General features: G+C 46.1%; 12 protein-coding genes. 1 reads left to right on the forward strand and 11 read right to left on the reverse strand.

From position 1 onward, the window contains the following. Positions 1-171 precede the first annotated feature (171 nt). The 9 genes from msrB to AB4111_RS04130 form a co-directional block, all read right to left on the reverse strand. Positions 172-1,260 carry a peptide-methionine (R)-S-oxide reductase MsrB gene (gene msrB / locus AB4111_RS04090; RefSeq protein WP_442030580.1) on the reverse strand — a complete coding sequence of 363 codons (1,089 nt, stop codon included), beginning with the start codon at positions 1,258-1,260 and terminating at the stop codon, positions 172-174. Positions 1,261-1,276: 16 nt separating this feature from the next. Next, positions 1,277-1,852, reverse strand: a complete 576-nt coding sequence (locus tag AB4111_RS04095) for a redoxin family protein (protein ID WP_442031570.1) — start codon at positions 1,850-1,852, stop codon at positions 1,277-1,279. A gap of 24 nt (positions 1,853-1,876) precedes the next feature. Then, positions 1,877-2,602, reverse strand: coding sequence for a cytochrome c biogenesis CcdA family protein (locus tag AB4111_RS04100; protein WP_442031571.1), 726 nt, complete (start codon positions 2,600-2,602; stop codon positions 1,877-1,879). Positions 2,603-2,635: 33 nt separating this feature from the next. Then, the gene (locus AB4111_RS04105) at positions 2,636-3,676 is read right to left on the reverse strand and encodes a HAMP domain-containing sensor histidine kinase (protein ID WP_442030581.1); all 1,041 of its coding nucleotides are present in this window, start codon (positions 3,674-3,676) and stop codon (positions 2,636-2,638) included. Next, a complete protein-coding gene (locus AB4111_RS04110; protein ID WP_442030582.1) occupies positions 3,673-4,377 on the reverse strand; it encodes a response regulator transcription factor in 705 nt (234 codons plus the stop codon). The genes AB4111_RS04105 and AB4111_RS04110 overlap by 4 nt, the downstream gene beginning before the upstream one ends. A gap of 77 nt (positions 4,378-4,454) precedes the next feature. Next, positions 4,455-4,937, reverse strand: a complete 483-nt coding sequence (locus AB4111_RS04115) for a hypothetical protein (RefSeq protein ID WP_442030583.1) — start codon at positions 4,935-4,937, stop codon at positions 4,455-4,457. Between the two features lie 167 nt (positions 4,938-5,104). Continuing rightward, entirely contained in the window at positions 5,105-7,654 is a 2,550-nt protein-coding gene (locus tag AB4111_RS04120; RefSeq protein WP_442030584.1) for a beta-mannosidase, read from the reverse strand. Between the two features lie 246 nt (positions 7,655-7,900). Further along, a complete protein-coding gene (locus AB4111_RS04125; RefSeq protein WP_442030585.1) occupies positions 7,901-8,932 on the reverse strand; it encodes a LacI family DNA-binding transcriptional regulator in 1,032 nt (343 codons plus the stop codon). Between the two features lie 189 nt (positions 8,933-9,121). Then, entirely contained in the window at positions 9,122-10,069 is a 948-nt protein-coding gene (locus tag AB4111_RS04130; RefSeq protein WP_442030586.1) for a DMT family transporter, read from the reverse strand. Positions 10,070-10,234: 165 nt separating this feature from the next. Between AB4111_RS04130 and AB4111_RS04135 the strand changes: the two genes are divergently transcribed. Beyond that, on the forward strand, positions 10,235-11,110 hold the full coding sequence (locus tag AB4111_RS04135) for a LysR family transcriptional regulator (RefSeq protein ID WP_442030587.1): 876 nt from the start codon (positions 10,235-10,237) through the stop codon (positions 11,108-11,110). A gap of 40 nt (positions 11,111-11,150) precedes the next feature. On the opposite strand, the gene AB4111_RS04140 is transcribed toward AB4111_RS04135, so the two are convergent. Beyond that, positions 11,151-11,357 carry a hypothetical protein gene (locus AB4111_RS04140; protein ID WP_442030588.1) on the reverse strand — a complete coding sequence of 69 codons (207 nt, stop codon included), beginning with the start codon at positions 11,355-11,357 and terminating at the stop codon, positions 11,151-11,153. Positions 11,358-11,388: 31 nt separating this feature from the next. Further along, a complete protein-coding gene (locus AB4111_RS04145; protein WP_442030589.1) occupies positions 11,389-11,871 on the reverse strand; it encodes a tetratricopeptide repeat protein in 483 nt (160 codons plus the stop codon). Positions 11,872-11,892 lie beyond the last annotated feature (21 nt).

An 11,892-nucleotide genomic window follows, 5' to 3' on the forward strand; every position in this document is an offset into this window, starting at 1 on the left:
CCTACCTCCGTTTTTGTTGGATGCCGCAAAATAAAAACGGTCGAAATCCCTCTTATGAGAGATCTCAACCGTCCTGATGTTAAGCCTTATTATCGTTTGATAAAGTCAGCCATGGAACGAACCTGAATGAGTCCTGTATTGGAAGCCGCATCGGCAGATTGCAGCCCTTCTCTACTCGACAAATGACAATAAATACCCGTATCGTTCTTCCTCCATCTTGTCTAACGGAATAAACCGTATAGAAGCACTGTTAATGCAGTAACGTTTGCCGCCACGATCTTCGGGACCATCATCGAACACATGCCCAAGGTGGATATCTCCTGCCCGGCTTCGTACCTCCGTGCGCTCCATACTAAAGCTCGTATCCGTTGTATAGGTAACAACCTCAGGTACAATCGGTTTTGTAAAACTCGGCCACCCACAACCAGAATCGTACTTATCCCGGCTGGTGAACAATGGCTCTCCCGTTGCAATATCAACATACAGACCGGGCTCCTCATTATCCCAGTATTCGTTACTGAACGCATGCTCCGTATCATTGTTTACCGCAACTGCATACTGTTCGTCTGTTAATCGTTCCTTTAATTGCTCATCTGTTGGACGTGCATATTGAGCGGGATCAATCGCAATCTCCAGGTCATCCAGGACAGTCATATCAATGTGACAATATCCGTTCGGATTTTTTTTCAAATAATCCTGATGGTACTCCTCCGCCAAATAATAATTCTGCAGAGGCATTACCTCCGTTACGATGGGTTGGTCATATTTTGCTTGCTCTGCCTCTACAGCCTGTTCTATAATTTTGGCATCTTCAGGCAACGTATAATATATTCCAGTCCGATACTGAATACCACGATCATTGCCCTGTTTATTCAAGCTGGTAGGATCAATAACTCGAAAATAAGATTCAAGCAATTTCTGCAAAGATACTTGCTGCGGATCATATTTTACATGAACAGTCTCCGCAAACCCCTGGTCCCCGCGAATAACATCCTCATAGGTTGGATTCTCTCCTTCACCGTTGGCATAACCGGAAGTCACATTCTGGACCCCCGGAATACGAGCCATATATGCCTCCACACCCCAGAAACAGCCTCCTGCCAAGTACAGGTTACTCAGATTTTCCTCGGAGACACTCGATGCCTTGACAGGTTGAGTAGATATCGAAGATGAAGCTGAATGATTCTCAACCCTGTTTCCACAAGCAGACACAACTATCGCTATAACAAGGAGGCACAAGCCGAGCAGCGTCCTCTTCATGACACTTCCTCCCTTCTCACAAAATCTCTTGTAATGATTCCATGATCTGTTCATTGGATGCATGCCCTGGCTGCGATTTCGCTAAAATACCATCAGAGCCAATATAAAAGGAACTAGGATATGCTCTGACACCAAATTTCTTGGCCCATACACCTTTCTCATCCAAAAGAACAGTTATGTTATCATACGGCTGTTGGTCAAACCATTCGGTAAACGCTTGGGAGGACTTCTCTCCTTTGTAGTCTGGCGTCACAATCGTAATGACTTGAAAATCATTGTTTTGACCAGCCAGATTGTTCAGGTCTTCCAAACCCGCAAGGCAGATGGAACACCAGGAAGCCCAGTATTTCACATACACTTTCTTGCCTTGAATATCAGAAAGTCCAACCGTGTTTCCTTTCAGATCAACCAATGAAAATTCAGGAGCCGTCTCTCCCTTGTTCATCATGGTTGACGAACTGATATCGGATGTTGATGCTGGGGCTGATGATGACCCCGTTTGTTTTGATTCAGTTTGCTGTGATACACATGCGCTCAAGATCAACAGTACTCCAGCGAATACGATTACAGATACCATCCATTTCCGTGCCATTTTCACACCAAATTCCTCCAATGATTATTGAAACCAGGTCACCAAGCTGTTTAGCCGGTCTGTCATTAACAATAGTCCCATGACAATAAGAATACAGCCGGAAGTTATTTTGATGACACCCATGTACCTGTATAAACGACGTATCCGCTTCATAACATATTCCGAAAAAACGGACAGAATCAGGAAAGGAATCGCCAACCCAAGGGTATAAAGGAACATGAGAAACCCGCCATACAGTGGAGAGCCTTCTCCTGCGGCGATACCAAGAATGGCCGCCAGCACAGGCCCGATACAAGGAGTCCAGCCGAAACTAAACGTCAGACCCAGCAGGAACGCTCCGATATATCCCCCTCGGCTGGCATGATCGCTTGACAGCTTTCTCTCCCGCTCCAGCCAGGATAGTCGTATTAACCCGGTTTGATAAATCCCGAAAATCACCACGATGGCTCCGCAGAAGAAAATAAACACAGGACTTGAGATCACATTACCAACGATGCCGGAACCAAAACCGAGTAGAACAAATACCAAAGACAGTCCAAGAACAAATAAAAATGTCCGCAAAACAAGTGTACTCCGCAGCCGAACCGAATTGGTGTTGGGCTCCTGCTGATTCGTACCGTTGACCATGCTTCCAGACAGATAAGACACATATACCGGGATCAGCGGCAGAATACATGGCGCAAAAAACGATAACAACCCTGCACCAAAAACACCGAAAAGGAATACCAAATCACTGGTCAAGTCATTCACCACCTAAAGAAATACTGCGCAGATAAACCAAGGTTAGCGATTGACATAGATCGGAAGTGTGAACCAGAAGCAGCTTCCTTCACCTTTCGTACTCTGAACCCCGATCTCGCCTCCATGGAGTTCCACAATCGATTGAGCGATGGCAAGGCCGAGCCCGGCACCTCCATTGCTCTTGCTGCGTGATTTGTCAATTCGATAAAAGCGTTCAAATATACGCGAAGTTTCCTCCGCTTCAATGCCTTCTCCTTCATCTGTAACTGAAATTCGTATAAACGGCCTCTTCTCTTCGGCAGCCAGAATGATTTTCCCTTCAAAAGGAGAGTATTGAATGGCATTTTGCAGCAAATTGGAAAGGACCCGCTTCATTTGTGCAGGCATCATGACCGCGGCTGGTAATTTATCGGGCAAATCGATTTCAACGTTCAGCGTTTTCTCGGCGAGATGAAACGAAAAACTCTCCAACGTACTGAGCAGCAACTCATCGACGTGACAAGGCTGAGGCTCAAATACCTCCCCTTGCGCTTCCAGGCTGGATAATTCGAACAAATCTTGAATAAGCCCTCCCAAACGCTTCGTTTCAAGTCGTATCGTGTTCAGGTAACGTTGAAAGGTTTCTTTATCCTTAATGACATCATCCTCCAACGCTTCGACGAATGACTGAATGGATGCCAAAGGAGTCCGTAAATCATGGGAAACATTGGCGACCAACTCTCGTCTGGCGTTTTCTGAAAGATGCAGATGGTCAAAGCTTTCCTGCAACTTGGAACTCATTTCATTAAATTGCTGTGCCAGGAGCTTAAATTCCTGTGGACCAATGAGAGGGACTTCCGTATGGAAATCCCCTTCAGCAATTCTCATCGTCTTCTCTGTAATTCGCGCAATCGATTTCTCTAATGGCTTGGTCAGCAAATATTGAAGAATAAACGAAAGCAAGCCTACCCCTGCCGTTATAGCCGATAACCAGTACAGTTGTTCAATCGTAAGCAGCATTTTGGAATAACTGACAAACAAACAAATTAATAACACGCCAATACCCGTGAGACTGGACAACACCAAGTACGTACGAAGTTTCATGAACTGCCACCCGCAAACTTATACCCTATACCCCAAACCGTTTTAATATATTTTGGATCAGAAGGGTTCTGTTCAATCTTCTCTCGTAATCTCCTTACATGTACGGTCACCGTTGTTGTGTCTCCCTCATAGCTAAAATCCCAAATCTTGCTTAACATCTGGTTACGGGAGAACACCTGACCCGGGTGACTTGCAAGCAAATACAACATTTCAAACTCCGTAACTGTCAATTCAATTTCCTGCCCGCTGATGTGCACTTCGCGCTTGGTAAAATCAATGGTAAGCCCTTCATAACTGATCATATAATCAGATGTTGTAACAGGCGTTGCCTGGGCAGTTCGCATTCTCCGGAGAATTGCCTTCACACGCAAGACGAGTTCTCTCGGACTGAAAGGTTTGGTCAGATAATCATCCGCCCCCATCGTCAGTCCCATCAAACGATCCTGTTCCTCACCCCGGGCTGTGAGCATTACGATGGGCACATCCTCGGTTTGCCGAATTTCGTTGCAGACTTCCCATCCATTCTTATGTGGCATCATCAGGTCGAGCACAATCAAGCTTGGCGTTTGGCTGTGCCACAGCTCAATAGCCTCCAAACCGTCCTTGGCCGTCACAACAAGATAACCTTCCCGTTCCAGATACCTGCGACAAACGTCCGTAATATTTGTATCATCATCAGCAACAAGTACACATTCATTCAAACGAACCCACCCCATATTCCAGAAAATACATTTGAGCCAATCATATCATATGGTGATGGCGATGCTTAGCCCTTAAATTACTTCATTCCCATGGCTGGCATCATGTATTGTTTAATTACAGACTCAGCCGCATACGAATTCCCTTCATGGATGACAGACATCGATTTCAAGTTAACTTGCTTACCGTCTACCATGATTTTTTTCGATCCAATCCACAATTTAATCGTTTTTCCCACAGGCATCATCATGTCATCTTTCATCATTTTGTCGTCTTCCATCATTTTGTCATCTTTCATCTTCATTTCGTCTTCCATCATGTTGTCGTCTTTCATCATCTTGTCGTCCATTTTGCCCATATGCATCAAAGTTACAGATCTGTCCTTGCTGTCCCACATAATGCTGTAATCATACATTTTCGCCGCCTGTCTCAATTGAACAAGCTCCATGCCATCCTTTTTAATCGTTTTCATATCTGCAGCACTTGCCAATCCAGAAAAGGCCATAGACATCATCAATACCGCTGCTACCATCACTTTTTTGCTCTTATTCGTTTTCATCATTCTTATCACTCTCCATTCGTTTATTACTTACATGGATTACAATAAGCAAGACAGCTTACGATTCTCTAAGCGAAGTATTACGAAACCATTACGATATATAAATGGAGTCAGGTTTCAATAAAAAAAACGGTTGAAATCTCTCTTACGAGAGACTCCAACCGTTTCTTCTAGGTCAAACGAATAAAATCAATCATGGATCGAACCTCGATCGGTCCCGGATTTGATATCACATCATTAGACTGCAATCCCTTTCTAGAAGTGAACTGCACCTTCACCGGAATGCCAGGAATCAAGTCGAAGAAGTTATCTGAGAAGACACCCTCCACATCCGAAGATAGCCATACCTGTTTAGCAAGCACATCACTTTCCAGTACCAGATGAACGCCGTTCTCATCCGCTCCTCCGCTTACATTGATGTTTGCAGGCTGCAGAGCAAGGTCTTTGGACGGTACAAAATAGTGTTCCTGTACGATATTCGCCGCACCTTCCTGTTTCAAATCCAGGCGCAGCAGCGTGTTAGCTGTATCATGACCTTCAAGCCATTCTGTGTTACGTAATGACAGCACTCGATCACCTGTATTAGGTGCCAAGGACACGTCATGTGTTTCATCACGATGCACCGTTCCATCGAACCCGAGTAAACAAATCTGTAACTGCCCTTTTACAGGTTGTAATTGATCTGAGATGATGTATATATCTGTCGTATCTTCCTTAGTTCCATCTACGGATACCAACACATCGCTGAAACTGCGTTTCGCATAATATTGCAATGCTTTCCAACGACCCAGGTAGTCCATTCCTGCCCATGAAGCCACCGGCCAACAGTCATTCATTTGCCAGTAAAGTGTACCCATACAGAATGGTTTACGGCGACGATGCGCCTCAATCGCTGTCTTCATTGCTTCCGCTTGAAGCACCTGGCTCATATACAGGAACGATGGGAAGTCCTTCGATTCATGCATGTACATATCCATGTACTGTTTGATCAGACGATTGCCTGCCCCATTCTTTTGATGAGCCAGCATGACTTCCGATTCCAGAGCCAGATCCTCTTCTTCCGCGTAAGTGCGTACTGACTTGTACTCCGGGAAAGACTGGAATCCGTATTCACTCATGAAACGACCCACATGCACATTATAGTTTTCGAATGGTTCTACATTGTGCCACACGCCCCAGTAGTGGATATCCCCTTCGGCTGTGGACGGGTGCGCATGTTGCTTCTCATCCCCTGTCAGTGATACAAGTGGTGAAGAAGGCCAGTAATCCACACCTGGAGCATACGCTTCAACGACTTCTGGCAGCAGATCATGGAAGATGGCTTCGTAATCGGCCCAGATGCTCTCACGCTGCTCGGCAGTAAATTCCTTTTTCCAACCCCAGCCACCATTCTCAACATAGTGAGCCCAAGCCGAATCAATCTCGTTGTTCCCACACCAGAGTGCAATACTTGGATGGTTGCGCAGACGTTTCACATTATCAATGGCTTCATGTCTCACACTGTTCAGAAACGCTTCATCTCCTGGATACATGCTGCAAGCAAACATGAAGTCTTGCCATACCAGGATTCCATATTCATCACATAGTTCGTAGAACACATCCTGCTCATAGATTCCGCCACCCCACACGCGGAGCATATTCATATTGGACTCGGCTGCGGATACGATCTCATGACGATAACGTTCATGAGTAATTTCAGTGATGAAGCTATCATTCGGAATGTGATTGGCCCCTTTGGCAAAGACCGCAACACCATTTAGTTCAAAGTAAAAGGATGCTCCTGCTTCATCTTTGTCACGTACCAAGCGAATGGAACGAAGCCCAGTCTTCACTGTAGATTCAGCCACAGCCCGTTCACCTTGAAGAACTTCGGCAAGGAAAGTATACAGATGCGGATCACCAAGCCCACGGCTCCACCACAATTTCGGTTCATTAATGGAGATTGGAATCTCCACAGTCTGAGTTCCGGGCTGAAGCGATACGGATCGCTCCCATCTCTGTCCATCTGCACCGATACGAATGACTGTATCTACCGCTTGTGATGTCTCGACTTCCACAACAGCTGTTAATGAAGCTGAGGTAGCGCTTACTTCATTTTGCTGGACGTACACATCATTGATTCGTACCTGTGTCCAACCTTCAAGACGTGCTTCACGCCAGATTCCACTCGTTACAAAACGCGGACCCCAATCCCAACCATAGTGATACGGCGCTTTACGGGCAAAAATACTTACTCTCTTATCGCCAAGTCCGCCAACATCGGACTGATCATTGGATGCAGGCAACGCATATCCGAGCTTCTCCAGCTTCGGCAGGTCTTCCTGAATCGGAGACCGAAAACGTATTCGAAGGATATTGCCGTTCTCCTTTAATACAGCCTTTACATCTGCCTTCCATACTCGGAACATATTATCTGCGGATAACACATGCACATCATTCACATACACATCCGCATATGTATCCAGGCCATCAAACACCAGTTCCAGATGTTCCTGGGAGAACAACGCTTCGGCAACGTCAAATTCCGTCTGATATTCCCAATCTATCTTATCAATCCATTGTACTTCCTTCTCGTTTGTTCCATAAAAAGGATCTGGAATCTTGCCTAGTTTCAGCAAATCTGTATGCACACAGCCGGGTACCTGGGCCGGCATCCACTCTTGATCTTCGCAAGCCTTGAACGTCCAATTCTGAAAAACCTGTGATTGTATTGTGCTCATGACAGCCTCCATTGTTGTTAGAGTTGGTATCAATATTTTGTTAGGTTTTGTTATTATAAAAACAAATAACTTACAAAACAAAATTAACACGATATGCTTCTTCTAGTCAATCTGTTTTGTAATTTAATTTGTTAAACAATTGCTGCATATCAAAAAGACATGAAGCTCTAATCTCTCCATGTCTTTTAACTTAACTTATTTACCAAGATGCTTGTCGTTACAATGATCCAATACGTTTCTACCATATCACTCTAAACTGGCGTTATATTCATCTCGAATAATTAATTCCGAATAGATCAACTTGCGTTCATAAGGTTCATCCGGATGCTGAATCCGCCACAACAGCTGATCTACCGCTCTCGTGCCCAGATTATCTTTGTTAATGTGCACCGAAGCAAGAATGTGCTCATCCGTCTGCGTATTGTCAAACCCGGTTACGGCACAGCGTTCAGGTACCTGAATGCCTCGGTTTCGGAGTGCCTCAAGCACGATAACAGCCGTATGATCATTCGCACACACAATGACTTCAGGGATGTCCTCCAGCTTCATTTCGGCAATGGATCTCCGAATCTGTTCGTACTCCGCTCCCAGCAAACCTTCTTGCTGTTCCCCTGCCAGCTGCTTCTCTTCCAGCACCGTACGATATCCAAGCCAGCGTTCTCGAAAACTTGCCGCATCAGGCAGTTGCCCAGCAAACTGGAACCTTCTGTAGCCTTTTCCAACAAGCATGAGAACGAGTTCTTTCATACATTTCATATTGTCCGTAAAAACCGAGTCTGCGTATACGGCGGGGTCTTCATGATCTACCATGACCAGTGGAATACGCAGTCTGTAAATTTCCAGCAATACCGATGTCGAGATGGTGCCCACGGTAATGACTCCACTGATTGCTTCGGGATTAAGAACCGAGAACATTCGATCTGAAGAGGGCTCCGTCAGTGTTAAAATATCCATTCCCTTCTCATTCAACCTCTCAGAAATGCCGTCAAACACAGGCCCCCAGTACAAGGAGGATCGATTCTGAGAACGAATGTTGGGAAACAAAATCAATATGGTACCTTGTCGCTCTGCTTCTGGCTTCATCTCCGTTGATATCTGCGTCTCCCCCGGATAACGCTTCGGTTCGGTTCTAAAATATCCAAGCTGTCCCGCCGTTCTGACAATCATCTCGCGTGTATGCTCACTCACACCAGGCTTGCCCGTCAGTGCACGGGAAACTGCGAATTTGGACACCCCCGCAGCATCCGCAATTTGCTGCATGGTAACTCTTTTAGCCATCCTACTCACCCGTTTTTCCTAATTTTCCATTCAGTGTAGCATAAAAAACAAAAATCAACAAAACAAGGTTATGTTATTCTGATTTTGTTAGGTAGTCGATTATCTCTGTTACACTAGCTGTACGACATAACCAAAAAAGGCCCTTTCCCCACCTTCCATAGAAGATGACGAAAGGGCCTTGTCCCCTGATTATACGCCTGGTGCTCCCTGATCCCCGAGTTCGGACTGTAAAACCGGGCGTTTTCTGCGCCAGAAGATAGGCTGTGGAAGTTTGATCTCTGTGATCAGAACACCGACCAACATCATCGCTGCTCCTGCATATCCTTGCACCGTTAGCGATTCCCCTTGAAAGGTAAATGCAAAGGCCGCTGCAAACAGTGGTTCGAGTGAAAAAATCAGACTTGTTCTTGTGGGAGAAGCATGCCGCTGCGCGAGCGTCTGCAAAATGTACCCCAAGCCACTACATAATACACCTAAGCCGAGAATCGCTGCCCAGGATTCAGCTGTATCGGGCATACGTGGCGTTTCTAGCATGAATGTAGCTGCAATTCCCCACATCGCTGCAACGCCCAATTGGACCGTTCCCAATGTTAGCGGATCATGCTTCGGTGTGTACTTGCCAGCAATCATAATATAGATGGCATACACCAGTGCTGCTAGTATACACAGAATATCTCCCGTGTGAAGACTCAGCTCATGTTGAAGCGTCAGCAAGCCAAGCCCGGTAACTGCAACGAGGATACTGAGCGTCAATCGTTTGTCCGGCATACGACGATGCTGGATCGTTGTGAGAATAGGCACAAAAATAACCGCCAAACTGATCAAGAATCCCGCTTGAGATGTTGTTGTTCGTTGTACACCATAGGTGATGAATACAAATGCAGCAAATAAAGCTGTCCCCATAATAGCTCCTGCCACAAGTGTTCCACGATTCATGTTAAACAACCGCCGATGAAAAAGAAGTCCTGCCGCAATAAAGGCAATTCCAAAACGAAATGCGACCAGATTCAATTCTTGCATGGACTCCAGGCCCGATTTCATAAACAGATAGGATGATCCCCATATGACCGTTGCGAGCAGCATCTGTATGTCCGCTCTTCTTGTTGCCTGACCTTGATTAACCTGTACACCATTCATCTTGCTTCAACCTTCATTCTATGTATTCTGAGCTGTGTGATCGTGCGTCAAACTAACTCGCCTTGGCAAGTATAAACGATCTCTTTGCATTATAAAAATGAATATTTATAATAGATTATATGAAATAAACTCATGTATTCAAAATGGGAAGGAACGGAACCATTCATGTCACTGATTAAATATGAAATATTGAATACCGTTGTGGAATATGGAAGTCTTACCAAAGCAGGAGAAGCGCTGAATATCACCCAATCCGCAGTCAGCCATGCCATCGCAAGTCTCGAGACCGAATGTGGCTTTTCACTACTCCATCGCGGCCGCTCCGGTGTACGGGTTACCGCTGAAGGTGAACGCATTCTGGGATACACACGTGAGATTCTGCGCTGGACGGAACTGATGAACCAGGAAATCTCCCTCATTCGCGGCGCGGAGATTGGTACTGTGCGTATCGGCACCTTCGCGAGTGTCTCCACACAGTGGCTGCCAGGCATTTTGAAACAATTTCGCCTGCGTCATCCAGGAATTGAGATCAAGCTGTGGGAGGGCGATTATGCTGAGATTGAGGGTTGGCTGGCTGGAGGTGCCATCGACCTCGGATTTCTATCCCTGGGTGATTCCTCACCTTTTGAGACGATCCCATTACAAAAAGACAGGATGATGTGCATCCTGCCTCTGGATCATCCTCTCGCCTCAGAGGAATCTGTTTCGTTTGATATTCTACTGGAGCAACCCTTTATTCTGCCCAAGTGGGGCGGGGATAATGAGATTGAACGACTGATCCGTCAGCATGCAGCCAAGCTCAATGTCGTCTATGAAGTCGCAGAAGATCAAGCCATCATGGCGATGGTCCGTAATGGTCTCGGCATCAGCTTACTGCCGGAAATGGTACTTCAAAATCATACCGATTCGCTTGCGCTCGTGCCACTCTCTGGAGATCCTTATCGCACGATCGGCATGGCGTGCCCGTCTTTGGGCAATCTATCGCCAGCTACGCGGCGTTTCATTGAAGAAGTGCAGCAGTGGCTCGGTACGTCTATGTAAATTGGGAGATCGAACTACCAATCGTCATGATCGACTTTTTCTATCCGTTACTCACGTTACTCACAAATTGGATCACGCCGAGAGTCAGCAGCAGTACAAATATAATCGCAATCGTGATGCCAAAGCCAATCAGGAAGCGCACGCCAGGTGAGCGTTTGGTCTGCTGGCTGCCTCCCAGATTATCCAATTTCCGCTCAATTTGATCCAATCTTTCATTTACCTGTTTCAGATCTTGATTGGAGTTCACATTCATCCATCTCCTTTTCTGCGTATTCGATCTATTCCCACACCCGATCCAGCTGATCTGCGTAATAGCGGATTGCTCTGTTATAGTCATTGATTCTCTTATCACTGGATGTATCCGCAAGTTGCGTCAGCAATCGTTGCATCGCTTCTGCATGTTCCCCCAGATTGTAGAGCACCATCGCATAGAACACCTCAAATTCCCGGTACGCCGGGAATTCTTTCATCCCTTTTTCAAACCAAGCCTTTGCCTGATCGTATTGTCCAAGCGTTCTGTATGTACTGCCTAGTCCGAGTATTGCTCCTGCTCTGTCCTCACCAGGAAGTCCAAGACTCAGTGCCTTCTCATAATGCGGGACAGCCTCCCGCTCCAATCCAAGCGAATCATGTGCCCAAGCCAGCTGATACCAGGCATTCGCATTCTCGGGTTCCTGAACTGTAATCTCTTGCAGAACCTCAATTGCTTCCTGCACCTTGCCTTCTTGTCTCCATCGTACGGCCTGTTCCAAATCACTCATGCTGTCACTTCCCAACTTGCA

It is taken from the genome of Paenibacillus sp. 2KB_22, assembly GCF_052115745.1.
Lineage (GTDB): Bacteria > Bacillota > Bacilli > Paenibacillales > Paenibacillaceae > Paenibacillus.